The organism is Novosphingobium sp. PC22D (genome assembly GCF_002556635.1).
Classification (GTDB): domain Bacteria; phylum Pseudomonadota; class Alphaproteobacteria; order Sphingomonadales; family Sphingomonadaceae; genus Novosphingobium.
This window is the reverse complement of record NZ_MWMO01000012.1, coordinates 1-16,689: the sequence shown is the minus strand read 5'-3', so window position 1 is coordinate 16,689 and position 16,689 is coordinate 1. Positions and strand designations below refer to the sequence as shown.

Genomic DNA, 16,689 nt, shown 5'->3' with positions numbered 1-16,689 from the left:
CACCACAAGAACGATATTACCAATCGATAACTTGTGGAGGGGAATGGCATGAATGGCATCACCGTCACCGCGCGGTCGGTCGATCCGGTCTACGGCGAAGCGGTCATAGACGTCGAGGAGGAGCGCGCCGAGCCGGTGCCGCACCGCTACGTCCACGGCCATTTCGCGGGCACCGAAGCGCGCTTCTCGTTCTATTTCCCGCCGCCCGAGAAGTACGAAGGGCGCTTCATTCACAATACCTATCCGATGGCGGTGAGCGCGGACATCGGGCCGTTTCCGATCCAGTTCGAAGTGGCGATCGGCGATCTCGGTTTCACCGTCGCGAGCGGTGCCTACTACGTTCAAACGAACAACGGCGGCCTGTTCCGCGCGGCGGGCGTCGATCCGGCGATCGCGGCCTACCGGGTCAACGCAGCGGCGGCAAAATTCTCCCGCACCGTCGCCGCGCGGATCTATGGAGAGCATCGCAGCTACGGCTACCTCTTCGGCGGCAGCGGGGGCGCCTACCAGACCATGGGCGCGGCCGAGGCCACCTCGGGGGTGTGGGACGGATTCCTGCCCTTCGTGCCCGGCTGCAATCACGCAATCCCCAGCATGTTCACGGTGCGCATGCACGCGCTACGCGTGCTGCGCCGGCGCGATCGTTTGCCGGGCATCGCCGACGCGCTCGCGCCCGGCGGCAGCGGCGATCCCTACGCCAATCTCGATGCGGAGGAAGTCACGGCGCTGCGCGAAGTCACGCGGATGGGCTTTCCGCCGCGCGCCTGGTATCGCCACGCGGGGATGGACAGCGGCTATTTTGCCAACATCTCGGGCATGATTCCGCAGATGGACCCGGGCTATGCCGAGGACTTCTGGTCGCAGCCGGGCTATCTCGGCGCCGATCCCGACGCGGAGATCCGCGACGAACGTTTCGCCTTCGCGGCAGGCGTGGCGGCGGTCTCCGCCGAGCCGCCGTGGTCGGTCACGCTCGACGCCGATCCCGCACGCGACTGCGCCAATGCGCATCTGGTGGTGCTCTCGGGCGCCGCCGAAGGCGCCAGCCTGCCGCTCGAGGCCAACGAGGGCGCGCGGATGCGGCCCATCGCCACCGCCGACGCCACGGCGATGGCCGCGCTCGCGCCGGGCGACAGGGTATGCGTCGACAATTCCTGGGCGCTCGCGCTCGAGACCTATCACCGCCATCAGGTTCCGCCCGAGCGCGAGTACTACGCCTGGGACCAGTTTCGCGAGGGCGACGGTGCGCCGATTCCGCCGCAGCGCACCGTGCTCGTCGGCCCGACCGGCACGGCGAACGCCGCCGGCGCGGTGCTGACCGGCGCGGTCAACGGCAAGGTTCTCGTGCTCGCCGCGCTCATGGATATAGACGCCTACCCTTGGCAGGCGGATTGGTACCGATCCCGCGTCGCGGCGGCGACGGGCGCGGACTTCGATGACCGCTTCGCATTGTGGTTCATCGACCGCGCGCACCACGAAAACCCGCTCGACGCCTTGCAGCGCGCCCATGTCGTGAGCTTTTCAGGGGCCTTGCAGCAGGGTCTGCGCGATCTTGCGAAGTGGGTGGAGCACGGTGTCAAACCCGCCGAAACGCACTACCGGGTCGAGGATACGCAAGTGATCGTGCCCGGCGGGGCCGCGGAGCGCGGCGGTATCCAGCCGGTCGTCGAACTGAGCGTCAACGGTGCGGACCGGGCGGAGGTCGCGGTCGGAGAGCCGGTCACGCTCACGGCGACGATTGCCACGCCGCCTGGTGCGGGGCAGGTGGTCTCGGCCGCATGGGATTTCGAGGGAACCGGCACCTTCGCGGATCGCGCCGCGTTCGCACCCGCCGAGGCGGTCGCACTGAGCGCGAGCCATGCCTACGCCCGGCCGGGAACCTATTTCGCCGCGCTCACCGTCTCGGCGCAGCGCGAAGGGGACGCGGATACGCCTTACGCGCAAGTTCGCAATCTGGCGCAGGCAAGGGTGGTGGTGCGCTGAGCGGGCCGGCCCGCACCGAGCGGGCCGGGCCGCGCATCGGGATCAGAGCTGGCCGAGCATGTATTCGGCCGAGCTGACCTCGAAATTGCCGGGCTGCTCGACGTTGAGCTGCTCGACCACGCCGTCGTTGACGACCATAGAGAAACGCTGGCCGCGCTTGCCCAGGCCCACGCCCGAGCCGTCCATCGTCAGGCCCAACGCTTCGGCGAACTCGGCGTTGCCGTCGGCGAGCATGGTCACGTCGTCGCTGCCCGAAGCCTTGCCCCAGGCCCCCATCACGAAGGCGTCGTTGACGGCGGTGCAGGCGATCTCGTCGATGCCCTTGGCCTTGAGCTCGCTCGCCTTGTCGACGAATCCGGGAAGGTGCTTGGCCGAGCAGGTCGGGGTGAAGGCCCCCGGTACCGAGAACAGCGCGACCTTCTTGCCCTTGAAGTAGTCGGCGGACTGGACCGCGTCGGGGCCCTGGTCGGTGGCCTTGATCAGTTTCACGTCGGGCAGTTTGTCTCCAACGGCGATGGTCATCAAATGCATCCTTTCTAGGGGGTTGGGCTTTCTCGAGGGTTGGGGTTCGCGGCTCGATATAGGCGCGCCGCGGCGCGGGACAACGGATCGCGGCCCGGATCTCTGCGGAAAAGGATATAAAGGAATCTTTATATTTGCTTCCGAGGCCGGGAAAAGATAGGAGGCGCCTCACGTCGTGCGCCGTCCGGCCCGCTTTGACGCGGGCAGGCGGCGCTTCACGCGAACACGAAATTCATCAGGAGAATGCGCCAGTGGCTACCCTTGCCGAAGCGACCAAAGACTACGCGATCGCCGATATCGCCCTTGCCGACTACGGCCGCGACGAGATCGCGATCGCCGAAACCGAGATGCCGGGCCTGATGGCCCTGCGCGAGGAATTCGGCTCGTCCAAGCCGCTCAAGGGCGCGCGGATCACCGGCTCGCTGCACATGACCATCCAGACCGCCGTGCTGATCGAGACGCTCGTCGCGCTCGGCGCCGAGGTCCGCTGGGCAACCTGCAACATCTACTCGACGCAGGACCATGCCGCCGCCGCGATCGCCGCACAGGGCATCCCGGTCTACGCGATCAAGGGCGAGAGCCTTGCCGACTACTGGGACTACGTCGGCAAGATCTTCGACTGGTCGACCGATGACGAGCCCAACCGTACCGCCAACATGATCCTCGACGACGGCGGCGACGCCACGATGTTCGCGCTGTGGGGCGCGCGCGTCGAGGCCGGCGAAGAGCTGTTCGAGCCCTCGAACGCCGAGGAAATCGAATTCGTCCGCGCGCTCAAGACCTTCCTCAAGGAAAAGCCGGGCTACCTCAGCCGCGCGGTCCAGGCGATCAAGGGCGTCTCGGAAGAGACCACCACCGGCGTGCATCGCCTCTATCATATCGCCAAGGACGGCAAGCTGCCGTTCCCCGCGATCAACGTGAACGATTCGGTCACCAAGTCGAAGTTTGACAACCTCTACGGCTGCCGCGAATCGCTGGTCGACGCGATCCGCCGCGCGACCGACGTGATGTTTGCCGGCAAGGTCGCCTGCGTCGCCGGTTTCGGTGATGTCGGCAAGGGCTCGGCCGCCTCGCTGCGCCAGGCCGGCGCGCGCGTCATGGTCACCGAGATCGACCCGATCTGCGCGCTGCAGGCCGCCATGGAAGGCTACGAAGTCGTCACCATGGAAGAAGCCGTCGAGCGTTGCGACATCTTCTGCACCGCGACCGGCAACGAGAGCGTCATCACCGGCGAACACATGGCCGGGATGAAGGACAAGGCGATCGTCTGCAACATCGGTCACTTCGACTCCGAGATCCAGATCTCGGCGCTCGACAATTACGACTGGAAGGAAATCAAGCCGGGCACCGACCTCGTCACCTTCCCCGACGGCAAGCAGATCCTCGTCCTCGCCAAGGGCCGCCTCGTGAACCTGGGCTGCGCCACCGGCCACCCCAGCTTCGTGATGTCGTCGAGCTTCACCAACCAGACGCTCGCGCAGATCGAACTGTTCACCAAGTCGGACGAGTACGAGAACCGCGTCTACGTGCTGCCCAAGCACCTCGACGAGAAGGTCGCCGCGCTTCACCTCGAAAAGCTGGGCGTGAAGCTCACCAAGATGAGCGAGAAGCAGGCCAAGTACATCGGCGTGCCGCAGGAAGGGCCGTTCAAGCCCGACCACTACCGCTACTGATCCCCGGCCCCCGGCCCCGTTTCCGCGTCGCGCGGGAATGGGGCCGGGGGCCTGGCCGATAGTGTGCACGCCCGGTGCGAGGCCATTGTCTTATTCCAGTCCGCATCGCATAGCCGCGAGCCATGGAATCCGATCGCCTCGTCGTTCTGGCGCTTGCACTGCTGCTGGCCATCTGGACGGCGGCCGCCGCATGGGCGATAGTCTCGGCGCGAACCAAGCTGCGGCGGGCCGAATCGATCCATCGCTCGGCCCGTCGGCTTGGCAAGATGGTCGAGGAATCGCCCGCCTTGCCCTTGCTTGTCCGCTCGGACGGGCGGATCGAGGCGTCGCCGCGCCTCGCCCAATGGCTCGGCCTCGATGCCGTACCGCAGTTCCTCTCCGAACTCGATGACGGTGGGCGCGGCCTCGAAGCGGAAACGCTCGCCGAACTGACCGAGGCCGTGCTGCGCACGCAGAAGTCGGCTGTGCCGTTCCGCATGGTGGCGACGCCGCGCGGCTCGTCGCGCAGCCTCGCCTTGCGCGGGCACCTCGCTGACCCGCAGGTCTCGCCCGGCGGGGCCGCGCTGGTGTGGGTTTTCGACTTCTCCGACAGCGAAAGCGAACTCGTCAAGCTGCGCGAGGAGGCGGCCCGTGCGCGCGGCGACTTCGTCGCGCTCGTGTCGCTGATCGAGGCGGCGCCGATGCCGATGTGGTTCCGCCGCCCCGACGGCGCGCTGCAGCTCGTCAATTCGGCCTACGTCACCGCAGTCGGCGGAACCGACGCCGAAGCGGTGGTCCAGGCGGGAACCGAGCTTGTCGAGGCGGTCGACGGACTCACCGCGCGCCAGGTGGCCTGCCAGTCCGCAGCCAAGAACCTGCCGATCGAGCGGATCGTCAGCGTCACCATCGAGGGCCAGCGCCGTGCGTTCCGCGTCCACGACCTGCCGCTCGGCGAGGCGGGAATTGCGGGCTACGCCGTCGATATCGAGGACCAGGAAGCGCTCGGCCGCTCGTTCCGCGCCTTCCGCGAGGCGCAGCGCGCCATGCTCGACCAGCTTTCGGCGGGCGTCGCGCAGTTCGACGCGAACCGCCGGCTTACGTTCGTCAATCAGCCTTTCCAGCGCATCTTCGCGCTGCCGCCCAAGACCACGGTCGATCCGCCGCAGTTCGAGGGGCTGCTCGAAGTGTTGCGCGATGCCGGGCGCCTGCCCGAACTGCGCGACTTCCCCGCCTGGCGCCGCGAGCGGGCAGAGTGGTTCTCGGCCAACGAGACGCATGAGGAATCCTGGCACCTGGGCGACGGGCGGCACTTGCGCATCGTCGCGCAGCCGGTGCCCGACGGCGGCCTGCTGCTCATCGTCGAGGACCAGACAGAGCAACTCCGGCTCTCGGCGATCCGCGACACCCTGCTGCGCACGCGCACCGCGACCTTCGACGGCCTGTTCGAATCGGTCGCGGTCTTCGCGCCCGACGGCCGGATGCAGCTCTGGAATCGGCGCTTTGCCGCCGACTGGGGCCTCGAGAGCGAATTTCTCGACACCCACCCGCACATCGGCGCGCTGCTCAAGAAGATCGAGCCGCGCCTCAGGCGCGCCGGGCAGGCCAAGGCGGTTGGCGACGCGGTGCGCGCCGCGACGCTCGACCGCAAGGAAGCGGGCGGGCGCGTGGTGTTGGCCGACGGGCGCACGCTCGAATTCGGCGGGGTGCCGCTGCCCGACGGCAACGGCCTGCTGATCGTGCTCGACATCACCGATTCGCAGAAGGCGGAGAGGGCGTTGCGCGAACGCAACGCGGCGCTGGTCGAGGCCGACGCGGTCAAGACCCGCTTCCTCGCCAACATGAGTTACGAACTGCGCACGCCGCTCACCTCGATCATCGGCTTCGCCGAACTGCTCGCGACCGGGGCCGGCGGCGAGATCAACGACAGCGGCGAAGTCTATCTTTCGGCCATCAGCGAATCGGCCAAGCGGCTCGGCGAGCAGATCGAAAGCCTGCTCGATCTGTCGCAGAGCGAGGCCGGGATGCTGCCGCTCGCGACCGAGGAAATCCAGCTCCAGGCCTTCATGCGCGCGCTGGTCGAAGAGCGGCGGCGCAAGCTGGAGACTGCGGGGATCACGCTCGACCTGCAATGCGGTTCGCTCGTCGGCGCGGTGCGCGGCGATCGCCGGCGGCTGGGCCGTGCCATCGGTCATCTCATAGACAACGCGATCTCGGCGACCGCGCGCGGCGGACGGATTCTGGTGCAGGTCTCGCGCGAGCGCAGGGCGAGGGGCGAAGTGACGCAGATCGTCGTCTCCGACAACGGCGAGGGCATGGACGAGGCCGCGCTCGCGCGCGCACTCGACGGGCTCAAGCTGGGCGCCGACGGCAAGAGCGTCGAGCGCCGCCAGGGCATCGGCCTGCCGCTCGCGCGCCAGCTCGTCGAGGCGCACGGCGGCCGGCTCGAGCTGATGTCCGAGCCGGGGCAGGGCACGGCGGCGATCGTCGAGCTGCCGTGAGGGTCGACCTGCCCGATATCGCCGCGATGACGCGCTTCGGCGCGGCGATCGCCGAGGCGCTGCGGCCGGGCGATGTCGTCGCGCTGTCGGGCGCACTCGGCGCGGGCAAGACCACGCTCGCGCGCGCCGTCATCGCCGCGCTCGGGCACGCGGGCGAAGTGCCTTCGCCCAGCTTCGCGATCATCGAGCCCTATGATCCGCCCGCGGTCCGCCTGCCGTTGGTCCACGCCGATTTCTATCGCCTCGCCGATCCGCGCGAGGTGGAGGAGATCGGTCTCGACGACTACAGGCAAGGCGCGGCGCTGCTCGCCGAATGGCCCGAACACGCGGGCGGCTTCTCTCATGAGCCGGGCTGCCTCGCGGTTCGCCTCGAAGTTGCGGGAGAAGGCAGGATCGCCATTGTGGAACCGGGTGCGGATTGGCTAGGGCGATTGCCATGTCCCTGACTGTTCCTGACGGCCTCGACGACTTTCTCGCTTCCTCCGGCTGGGGAGACGCGGCGGTCGAACCTCTGCCCGGCGATGCCTCGTTCCGGCGCTATTTCCGCATTCGCAAGGGCGAGAAATCGGCCATGCTGATGGACGCGCGCCCGCCCGACGACGATCCCGGTCCGTTCCTGCGGGCCGCACGCTGGCTCGATGCGAACGGCATGCGCGCGCCCTTCATCTACGCCGACGATCCCGCGCGCGGGCTGGTGCTGCTGGAGGATTTCGGCGCGGCTCGCATGCGCGACTATCTCGATCAGTGGCCCGACGACGAAAAGCAGGTCTACACCGCCGCGATCGACGCGCTCGTCGCGCTGCATGACCTGCCGCCGGGGCCCTTCCTCGATTATTCGATGGCCGAGTATCTGCGCGAGGCGCGACTGCTGCTCGAATGGTACTGCACCGCGCAGAACCTCTATGTCGACGCGCACGGCTTTACCGAAGCCTGGGAAAAGGTGCTGGGCGAGCTGCTGCCGCGCCAGCGCCCCGGCGTCACCGTGCTGCGCGACTATCACGCGGAGAACATCATGCTGCTCGGCTCCCTCCAGAGCCAGGGCCTGCTCGATTTCCAGGACGCGCTGGTCGGCCATCCCGCCTACGATCTCGTCTCGCTTTTGCAGGATGCGCGGCGTGACGTCTCGCCCGATCTCGAAGCGGCGATGTTCGACTATTACGCGCGGGCGCGCGGCGTGGACGCCGAAGTGCTGCTGGCCGACTACGCCCGGCTCGGCGCGCAGCGCAACACAAAGATCGTCGGCATCTTCGTGCGGCTGTGGCGGCGCGACGCAAAGCCGCGCTATCTCGAGCTGATCCCGCGCGTGTGGAACCTGCTCGAACGTGATCTCACGCACCCCGCGCTCGCCCCGGTGGCGCAGTGGTTCGATGCCAACATCCCCGCCGGACTGCGCGAGGCGGGCGGGGGCACGTTCGCGATATGAGCGGCTCGCCGCAGGAGAACGCGCTTGCCAGCGATACGGCAATGGTGCTCGCCGCCGGGCTCGGCAAGCGGATGCGCCCGCTCACCGCCACCCAGCCCAAGCCGCTGGTGCGCGTGGCGGGCCGCTCGCTGATCGACCATGCGCTCGACAAGCTGGAGGTCGCGGGCGTCGCCCATGCCGTCGTCAACGTCCACTATCTCGCCGATGCGCTCGAAGGCCATCTCGCGGTGCGCGAGGCCGCGCCGAGCATCGTGATTTCCGACGAGCGCGAACGGCTGCTCGAGACCGGCGGCGGCATGACAAAGGCGCTGCCCGGCCTGCCCGATCCGTTCTTCAGCCTCAACTCGGACAACATCTGGCTCGACGGGCCGAGCAACGTCTTCGCCGAGCTTTCGCGCTCGTGGGACCCGGAGCGGATGGACGCGCTGCTGCTGCTGGTCTCGCATGCGCGGGCGATCAACTATCGCGGCAAGGGCGATTTCCACCTCGATCCCGTCGGCCGGATCTCGCGGCGGCGCTCGGGCCGGATCGCGCCGTTCATCTTCGCGGGCATACAGCTCGTCTCGCACCGCCTGATGCGCGATGCACCCGAGGGCCCCTTCTCGACCAACCTGCTGTGGACTCGCGCGATCGAGGAAGGGCGGCTCTACGGCATCTCGCACAACGGCCTGTGGTTCGAGGTGGGCGATCCGGCCGCGATCCGGCCGACCGAGGAATGGCTGACGCGTGCCTGAAGGCCCGCGCATTTACACCATCGCCGCGCATCGCGGTTTCGCCGATGCCCTCGTCGCGGGACTGATCCCGCGCTACGCCGAGCCCGAATTCGGTCTCGCGCGGCTCACCCTGCTGCTGCCCAGCCGCCGCACCGTGCGTACCGTCACCGAAGCCTTCGTGCGCCATGCGGGCGAGGGCCTGCTGCTGCCGCGAATGGCGGTGGTCGGCGATCTCGATCTCGATGAGACGCTCGGCGCGCTGCTCGATCCGCTCGGCGCGTCCGAAATCCCGCCTGCCGCCGACCCGACCTATCGCTGGCTTCGGCTCGCGGCCTATCTGCGCGAGGTGGAGGCCGAGGCCAGCGGCAGCGAGGCCGCGCTGCTGCGCCGCGCTTTCGAGCTCGGCCGGACGATGGACCGCCTGCTCGTTGAGCAGATCGCGCCGATCGACCTGCTGTCCGACCGCGTGATCGGCATCGTCGGCGAGCTGGCCCGGCACTGGACCGACGCGACGCGGGTCTTCCTCAAGGTCCAGCAGCACTGGATTCGCGAGCTTGCCGAGCGCGGTGAAGTCGACGCGCCCGAGCGGCGCAACCGGCTGTTCGAACACGCCGCGCGGCGCTGGCGAGAGGCGCCGCCCGCAGGCGCAATCGTCGCGGCGGGCGTGACCAGTGCATCGCCCGCGCTCGCCCGGTTATTGCGCGTGGTCTGCGAATTGCCCCAGGGCGCGGTCATCCTGCCCGACCTCGACCTCGCGCTCGATCCGGAGACCTGGGACGAGATCGGCATCGCGGGAGCGCCCGCCAGCGTGGATGATCCCCCGTTCGGGCCGCGCGACGCGGTCACCCATCCGCAATACCACCTCAAGCTCCTGCTCAACCGGATGGGCATCGCGCGCGGCGAAGTCATGGCGTGGCACCGCTCGGGCGCAAGTCCGGCGCCACCCGAGCGCAGCCGCGCGATCGGCAACCTGTTCCTCCCGCCCGTCGCCAGCGCGCGCTGGGTCGATCTCGGCGCAGACCAGCGGCGCCTTTCGGGCGTGCGGCTGATGGAGACCGCGCATCCCGGCGAGGAGGCGCAGGCGGTCGCGCTTCTGATCCGCGAGGCGCTCGAGGACGAGGGTAGGCGCGTCGCGCTGGTGACGCCCGACCGAGGCCTTGCGGGGCGCGTCGTCGCCCATCTCGCGCGCTGGGGGATTGTCGCCGACGATACCGCCGGACGTCCGCTGCCGCAGTGCGCGGCGGGTCGGTTGTTCCTGCTGCTCGCCGAAGTCGCCGCCGAGCAGGCGCCGCCGGTGCCGCTCGTCGCGCTGCTCTCGCATCCGCTGGCGCGGGCCGGGGAGGGGCGGACGAAGTGGCTCGAGGCGGTGCGCAGGTTCGACCGCGCGCTGCGCGGGCCCCGCCGCGGGACCGGCCTTGGCGTGCTGCGCGGGATCGCCACCGATGCGCGCGTCGCGCCATGGTGGGACGAGGCCGAGGCGATCCTCGCGCCGCTGCTCGAGGGCGCCGCTGCCGCGCCGCTCGCGGACCTGCTCGACCGTCTCGTCACCGCCGCCGAGGCGCTGTGCGGCGAGGCGGTCTGGGGCGGGCCCGACGGGCGCGCGCTCGCCGCTTTCGTCGAAGACCTGCGCGCCGCCGCGCGCGCCGCAGGCACCCGCGTCGAGCCGGTCGAACTGCATGCGGTGCTGCGCGACGCGATGGACCGCGTCTCGGTCCGCCCGCCCTGGGGCGGGCATCCGCGCGTCGCGATCTACGGCCTGCTCGAGGCGCGCATGGCCCGGGCCGACCTGATGATCTGCGCGGGGCTCGCCGAGGGCACATGGCCGGCGACACCGGCGCAGGACTCGCTGCTGCCGCCCGCGGTTCTGCGCGCGCTCGGCGTTCCCGGCGCGGATTTCCGCATCGGTCTTGCCGCGCATGATCTCGCCGCCGCGCTCGGCGCGCCGCAAGTGGTGCTGAGCTGGGCGCAGCGCGACGAGGCGGGGCCGGTGATCCCCTCGCGCTTCGTGCTGCGGGTCAGGGCGATGCTCGGCGATCAGGTCGAGCGCCACGAGGAACGGACCATGGTCGCGCTTGCGCGGGCGATCGACGATGCCGCGCGCGTCGAGCCGCACCCGCGCCCCCGGCCGATGCCCTCGGCCGAGCAGCGCCGCGTCGAGGTGTCGGCGACCGGGCTCGACCGGCTGCGCAGCGATCCCTACCAGTTCTACGCCAGCGCCATCCTGCGCCTCGCGCCGTTCGACGGTCTCGACGCCGAGCCCAGCCCCGCGTGGAAGGGCGAACTCGCGCACCGCATCATGCAGCGCTGGCACGAGGCGAAGGAGCCGCCCGAGGGCCTCCAGGCCATCGCGCGCGAGGAGCTGGAGGATATGTCGGCGCACCCGCTGATGCGCGCCTTGTGGTGGCCGCGCCTCGCTGCCGCGCTCGATACCTTCCGCGACCGCGTCCTCGCCGCCAAGGCGGAAGGGCGCCTGCCCGTCGCGATCGAGCAATGGGGCTCGATGGAGCGGTCCGGTGTGCGGATCTTCGCCAAGGCCGACCGCATCGACATGCTGGCGGACGGCACTTGCGCGATAGTGGACTACAAGACCGGTCATCCGCCGAGCAAGTCGCAGGTCGCCGAGGGCTTTTCGCTCCAGCTCGGCACCATCGGCCTGATCGCGCGGGCGGGCGGCTTCGAGGGCGTCGCCGGCGAGCCCGCCGCGTTCGAATACTGGTCGCTCGCCAAGGCCCGCAGCGGCGACGTGTTCGGCTATGTCGAAACGCCGCTCAAGGTCGGGCGCAGCAAGACCGGCCTCGAACCCGAGGACTTCCTTCCGGAAGCCGAACGCTATCTCGATGAGGCCCTGCGAAGGTGGATTCTCGGCGACGAGGCCTTCACCGCGCGGCTCAATCCCAACCTGCCGGGCTACGCCGACTACGACCAGCTCATGCGGCTCGACGAGTGGTTCCTCACGCAGGGCGGCGGCGACCCGTCATGAGCGGCCCGGCCAGGATCTTCCCGCTCCACGGCAACCAGATGGAGGCGGTGCGGCCCGACGATACCGTCTGGCTCACCGCTTCGGCGGGGACCGGCAAGACGCAGGTGCTTTCCTCGCGCGTGCTGCGGCTGCTGCTGCAACCCGACGTCGAGCCGTCGCAGATCCTGTGCCTCACCTTCACCAAGGCGGGCGCGGCGGAAATGGCGTCGCGGATCAACACCACGCTCGCCGAATGGGTGCGTCTTTCGGACATCGATCTCTTCGGGCGGCTCGAGGCGATCGGCGCTCCGGCGGGCGAAGCGGAGAAGGCGCGGGCGCGCACGCTGTTCGCCAAGGTGCTCGATTGCCCCGGCGGGGGGCTCCGGATCGATACGATCCACGCCTTTTCGCAATGGCTGCTCGCCGCCTTCCCGCTCGAGGCGCAACTGCTGCCCGGCGCGCGGCCGATGGAGGACCGCGAGCGCGCGATGCTCGCGCGGCGGGTGCTCGCCGACCTGCTGGTCGCGGCCGAGGGCGATCCGCTGGGCGATCCGCAATTGCTCGATGCCGTCGCCGATCTCTCGTTGCGGATGGGCCCCGACGCGGTCGAGGCCTATCTGCTGCGCTGTGCCTCGGCGCGCGAGGCCTGGTTCGGGCCGGGCTCGTGGCAGGCGAACGACATGCGCGGCCACGTGCTGCGCCTGCTGGGCCTGCCGGGCGAGGCCGATGCCGACTGGCTCGCGGCGCAGTGCGCGGACGCCGCCTTCGACGTCGCCAGCCTGCGCCGCTGCATGGAGACCGCGCACGGCTGGGGGACGAAGACCGGGCTCGCCGCGGTCGATGCGATCTCCGGGTGGCTGCTCGAACCGCCCGCCCGGCGCGCGGAATCGATCGGCGAGCTGAGCAACGCGCTGCTGACCAGGGACGGCACGATCCGTTCGCTCGCCAATCTCTCGAAGGTCGATCCCGAATATCCCGCGTACTGCGGCCGCGTGACCGCGTGCATCGCGCGGGTGGTCGAGAACGCGAACCTCCTCGCGCTCGCCGACCGGCTGGTGCCGGCGCTACGGCTCGGCCGCGCCTTCGCGATCGCCTGGGACGAGGCCAAGGCACGCGAAGGGCTGATCGACTTCGACGACCAGATCCGTCGCGCTGCGGAATTGCTCTCGCGCTCGGACTTGTCCGAATGGATTTGCTACAAGCTCGACCGGCGTTTCGACCACATTCTCGTCGACGAGGCGCAGGATACCAATGCGGCACAGTGGGACATCATCGATGCGCTGACCGGCGAATTCTTCGCCGGGCGCGGCCAGCACGACGACAAGATGCGCACGCTGTTCGTCGTCGGCGACACCAAGCAGGCGATCTTTCGCTTCCAGGGCACCAGCCCGGAGAACTTCCGCCGCGCGCGCGAACGCTTCCGCAAGCAGATGGAAGGCGCCGCGCGCAATGCCGCGATGCTGCGCGGCAACGAGCCGGCGCGCGAGCTGCGCGACCTCGGCCTCGAGCGCAATTTCCGCACCGCGCAGGACGTGCTCGATTTCGTCGACAAGGCGATCGCGACGATCGGCCACGAACGCTTCGGCCTCGACAGGCCGGCCGACCCGCATCGCGGCGAGGACCGGCCCGGCTACGTCGCGCTGTGGCAGCCGGTGGATGCCGTCGAGGAAGGCGAGGGCGCAGAGGGCGACGACGAGCAGGAATGGCTCTCGCGCCCCGATCGCACGCTCGCCGACCGCATTGCCCGGCAGGTGCGCGAATGGCTCGAGCCGGCGGGGCCGGGCTTCCGCCTGCACAAGACCGGCAAGCGCGCCGAGGCGGGCGACATCATGGTGCTGGTGCGCAAGCGCCGCGATCTCGCCGGGCTCGTCGTCGCGCAGCTCCATGCCGCCGGCGTGCCCGTCGCCGGGGTCGACCGGCTGCGGCTCGGCGCGCCGCTCGCGGTCAAGGATCTGATCGCGGCGCTGCGCTTCGCGGCGCAGCCTCTCGACTCCCTGAACCTGGCGAACCTGCTCGTCTCGCCGCTGGTCGGCTGGTCGCAGGTGCAGTTGCTCGAACACGGCTATCGCGAGAAACACGTGCCGCTTTGGGATCACTTGCGCGCCGCGACGGACCCGGAGGTGCGCGCGGTCCTGGCGCAGCTCGGCGCGCTGCTCGCGCTCGCCGACTTCGAACCGCCGCAGGCCCTGCTGCAATGGCTGCTGGTAGGTCCCTGGCAGGCGCGGCGCAGGCTGGTGGCGCGGCTCGGCGGAGAAGTGAACGATCCGATCGACGAACTGGTCAACGCCGCGCACGCCTATGCCGTCACCGGCACGCCGAGCCTTGCGGGTTTCCTCGCCTGGTTCGAGGCGGGCGACGGCGAGCTGAAGCGCGAGCAGTCGGGCAGCGGCGGGCAGGTGCGGGTGATGACGGTGCATGGCTCGAAGGGATTGCAGGCGCCGATCGTGATCCTCGCCGATGCCGCGGGCAATCCCGACGCCAACCGCGTGGGCGGGATCGATCTCGACGATCCCGCCGACCCGGCGCGGCGCGTTCCGCTGCCCTCGGTGCGCAAGGCCGAGCAGGCGGGGCGCATCCGCGAGGAAGCCGAACGGGTGGCTCTGGAGGAGCAGCAGGAACACTGGCGCCTGCTCTATGTCGCGATGACCCGCGCCGAGGAAGCGCTTTTCGTCGGCGGCGCGCTGGGGCCGCGCGACAAGGGCGAGCCCGCACCCAACAGTTGGTACGCGCAGCTCCTGACGATTTTCGCGCAAGGGGCCGAGCTGGCCGATCCGATCTGGGGCTGGCGGCACGACTGGGGCCGGCCGCCCGAGCCGGCGGCGGCCCCCGCCGCGCCTGAACTGGCGTTGCGCGCTCCCTTGCCCGCCTGGGTCGAGCGGACCCCGCCGGTCGAGGCGCGCCCGCCGCGTCCGCTCGCGCCCTCGGCGCTGGGCGACGACGTCGCGCCCGACCCGCCGCTGCCGCCGGGGCCGGCGACGGCCATGGCAATGCGGCGCGGCACCTTGCTCCACAAGCTGATCGAGCGCCTGCCCGACGCGCCCGCCGGCGAACGGCGCGCGCGCTGCGAGGCCTGGCTCGCGCGCAATGCCGCTGAGTTCTCCGACGAAGAGCGCGCGGTCATGGCGGGCGATGCCGTCGCGGTGGTCGGGCATCCCGACTGGGCCGATCTGTTCGGGCCCGGGAGCCTTGCCGAAGTGCCGTTCTCGGCGGTCGTCGGCGGGCAGGTCGTGGCGGGCTCGGTCGACCGCTTGCTGGTGACGCCCGACAGGGTGCGGCTGGTCGATTTCAAGACCACCCGCCGCCCGCCCGAGCGGATCGAGGACATCCCCAAGCCGATCCTGCGCCAGATGGCGGCCTATGTCGCCGCGCTCGAGGCGGTGTTCCCGGGCCGCGCGGTTTCGGCGGCGGTGCTGTTCACCGCGGTGCCGCGCCTGCTGCCCTTGCCCGCCGCGCTGATCGATCCGCTCAAGGCCGACTTGCAGGCGACGCAGTAAAGCTTGCCCGCCGCGCCCTTTGCCTTCCTGCCATTCGTACCTAGATTGCCGTCATTCGAATTTCAGGAGCAATGCACCATGGCCACCAAAGCCGTCACCGACGCGAGTTTCGAGGAAGACGTCCTCAAGTCCGACAAGCCGGTCCTCGTCGATTTCTGGGCGGACTGGTGCGGCCCGTGCAAGATGATCGGCCCCTCGCTCGAGGAGATCAGCGAGGAACTCGAAGGTCAGGTGACGATCGCCAAGATGGACATCATGGCCAACACCGAAGTGCCCGGGCAGATCGGCGTCAAGTCGATCCCGCTGATGGTGCTGTTCAAGGACGGTCAGGCGGTCGCGCAGAAGCTCGGCGCCGCGCCCAAGAGCGCGCTCAAGGGCTGGATCGAAAGCGAGCTGTGACCGCTCAGACCTGATCGATCCGCGCGGCGAGATCGTCCCACAAGGCCGGGCTCGCCGCGCCGATCAGGCCTTTGCGCTCGTATTCGTCGACGCGGTAGGCCGTACCGTCGGGCCGCGCGACCTTGCCGCCGGCCTCGTTGAGGAACAGCGCGCCCGCCGCGTGGTCCCAGGGCAGGGTGCGCTGGAACACCGAGACGTCGTTGGCGCCGAGCGCGAGGCGCGGATATTGCTCGGCGGCGCAGCGCGGGATGTCGACCAGGCTGTAATACGGGGCGATCGTGCGCCGCACGCGTTCGCGCTGCGTCTCGTCGAGGAACACCAGCGAGATCGCCGCGACCGGCGGGGTCTCGCCCGTGCCGCGCGCGGCGATCGGTTCGCCGTCGATCCGCGCGCCGCTGCCCAGCGCCGCGTCGCAGAAGCGGCCGGTGAGGCAATCGAGAATCCAGCCGCCCAGCGTCTCGCCCCGGTCCGCCAGTGCCACCAGCACGCCGAACGGCGGCTTGCCGGCGGCGAAGTTGTTGGTGCCGTCGACCGGGTCGACGATCCAGCACAGCTTGTCCTTGAGCGCCTCGAGCACGCCCGGATCGGCATGGGCGGCTTCCTCGCCGACCACCGTCGCTTCGGGCAGCAGCGCCGAGAGGCGCTCGGCCAGGATCGCCTCGCTTTCCTTGTCAGCCACGGTGACGACATCGTCGGCCGCCTTGCTGACGATCTGCCCCGAGGTCAGCCGCTGGTAATAGGGCAGGATCGCTTCCTCGGTCGCGGCGCGCATGATCGCCGCGACGTCGCGGGTCAGCGCCGCGAGATCGTCGCGTACGGTCATGACAGCGGGATCGCGACGTACTGGTAGCCGGGCCGCCCGCGCAGGCGCGCGAACCAGTCTTCGAGGTTCGGCAACGAGGGCCGCGCGATCGGCAGGGTGAACCAGGTCCAGGCATAGACGCCCACCGGGATATCGCCGAAACCGAACTCGTCGTCCGTGAACAATGCGATTTTGGCTCTGGGACGGCGCAGGGCCATTCGCGGCGGGCTGTGGCGAGCTGTTGTGG

Annotated in this window: 11 protein-coding genes and 1 pseudogene; 9 read left to right on the top strand and 3 right to left on the bottom strand. The window is 69.8% G+C overall.

Annotated features, from left to right (window positions below):
* Positions 1-48: 48 nt before the first annotated feature.
* Entirely contained in the window at positions 49-1,980 is a 1,932-nt protein-coding gene (locus B2G71_RS16410; RefSeq protein WP_098107699.1) for a PKD domain-containing protein, read from the top strand.
* A 42-nt stretch (positions 1,981-2,022) separates the two neighbouring features.
* On the opposite strand, the gene B2G71_RS16405 is transcribed toward B2G71_RS16410, so the two are convergent.
* Positions 2,023-2,502, bottom strand: a complete 480-nt coding sequence (locus tag B2G71_RS16405; RefSeq protein WP_098107870.1) for a peroxiredoxin — start codon at positions 2,500-2,502, stop codon at positions 2,023-2,025.
* A 251-nt stretch (positions 2,503-2,753) separates the two neighbouring features.
* Between B2G71_RS16405 and ahcY the strand changes: the two genes are divergently transcribed.
* The 8 genes from ahcY to trxA all read left to right on the top strand — a co-directional run bounded on the left by ahcY (position 2,754) and on the right by trxA (position 15,640).
* Positions 2,754-4,175, top strand: coding sequence for an adenosylhomocysteinase (gene ahcY, locus B2G71_RS16400; protein WP_098107697.1), 1,422 nt, complete (start codon positions 2,754-2,756; stop codon positions 4,173-4,175).
* A gap of 122 nt (positions 4,176-4,297) precedes the next feature.
* Entirely contained in the window at positions 4,298-6,652 is a 2,355-nt protein-coding gene (locus tag B2G71_RS16395) for a PAS domain-containing sensor histidine kinase (protein ID WP_098107695.1), read from the top strand.
* Positions 6,649-7,098, top strand: a complete 450-nt coding sequence (tsaE, locus tag B2G71_RS16390; RefSeq protein ID WP_098107694.1) for a tRNA (adenosine(37)-N6)-threonylcarbamoyltransferase complex ATPase subunit type 1 TsaE — start codon at positions 6,649-6,651, stop codon at positions 7,096-7,098. Before B2G71_RS16395 ends, tsaE begins: the two co-directional genes overlap by 4 nt.
* Complete coding sequence (locus B2G71_RS16385; RefSeq protein ID WP_098107692.1) at positions 7,089-8,075, top strand: phosphotransferase; 987 nt, start codon at positions 7,089-7,091, stop codon at positions 8,073-8,075. Before tsaE ends, B2G71_RS16385 begins: the two co-directional genes overlap by 10 nt.
* Positions 8,072-8,809 carry a nucleotidyltransferase family protein gene (locus B2G71_RS16380; RefSeq protein WP_098107691.1) on the top strand — a complete coding sequence of 246 codons (738 nt, stop codon included), beginning with the start codon at positions 8,072-8,074 and terminating at the stop codon, positions 8,807-8,809. The genes B2G71_RS16385 and B2G71_RS16380 overlap by 4 nt, the downstream gene beginning before the upstream one ends.
* A complete protein-coding gene (locus tag B2G71_RS16375; RefSeq protein WP_098107689.1) occupies positions 8,802-11,768 on the top strand; it encodes a PD-(D/E)XK nuclease family protein in 2,967 nt (988 codons plus the stop codon). Before B2G71_RS16380 ends, B2G71_RS16375 begins: the two co-directional genes overlap by 8 nt.
* Complete coding sequence (gene addA / locus B2G71_RS16370; RefSeq protein WP_098107688.1) at positions 11,765-15,241, top strand: double-strand break repair helicase AddA; 3,477 nt, start codon at positions 11,765-11,767, stop codon at positions 15,239-15,241. Before B2G71_RS16375 ends, addA begins: the two co-directional genes overlap by 4 nt.
* 78 nt (positions 15,242-15,319) lie before the next feature.
* Positions 15,320-15,640, top strand: coding sequence for a thioredoxin (gene trxA / locus B2G71_RS16365; protein ID WP_098107686.1), 321 nt, complete (start codon positions 15,320-15,322; stop codon positions 15,638-15,640).
* A gap of 4 nt (positions 15,641-15,644) precedes the next feature.
* On the opposite strand, the gene B2G71_RS16360 is transcribed toward trxA, so the two are convergent.
* Positions 15,645-16,463: an inositol monophosphatase family protein gene (locus B2G71_RS16360; RefSeq protein WP_098107685.1), complete on the bottom strand. Its 819-nt coding sequence runs from the start codon at positions 16,461-16,463 to the stop codon at positions 15,645-15,647.
* Positions 16,460-16,689: pseudogene (locus B2G71_RS24170) on the bottom strand (glutathione S-transferase); the annotation flags it as partial. The gene B2G71_RS16360 and the pseudogene B2G71_RS24170, both read right to left, overlap by 4 nt.

Coding starts and splice junctions, on each gene's coding strand:
- B2G71_RS16360 (WP_098107685.1), bottom strand. CDS start 16,463: ATGACCGTACGCGACGATCTCGCGGCGCTGACCCGCGACGTCGCGGCG.
- B2G71_RS16395 (WP_098107695.1), top strand. CDS start 4,298: ATGGAATCCGATCGCCTCGTCGTTCTGGCGCTTGCACTGCTGCTGGCC.
- trxA (WP_098107686.1), top strand. CDS start 15,320: ATGGCCACCAAAGCCGTCACCGACGCGAGTTTCGAGGAAGACGTCCTC.
- B2G71_RS16380 (WP_098107691.1), top strand. CDS start 8,072: ATGAGCGGCTCGCCGCAGGAGAACGCGCTTGCCAGCGATACGGCAATG.
- B2G71_RS16385 (WP_098107692.1), top strand. CDS start 7,089: ATGTCCCTGACTGTTCCTGACGGCCTCGACGACTTTCTCGCTTCCTCC.
- B2G71_RS16405 (WP_098107870.1), bottom strand. CDS start 2,502: ATGACCATCGCCGTTGGAGACAAACTGCCCGACGTGAAACTGATCAAG.
- addA (WP_098107688.1), top strand. CDS start 11,765: ATGAGCGGCCCGGCCAGGATCTTCCCGCTCCACGGCAACCAGATGGAG.
- B2G71_RS16410 (WP_098107699.1), top strand. CDS start 49: ATGAATGGCATCACCGTCACCGCGCGGTCGGTCGATCCGGTCTACGGC.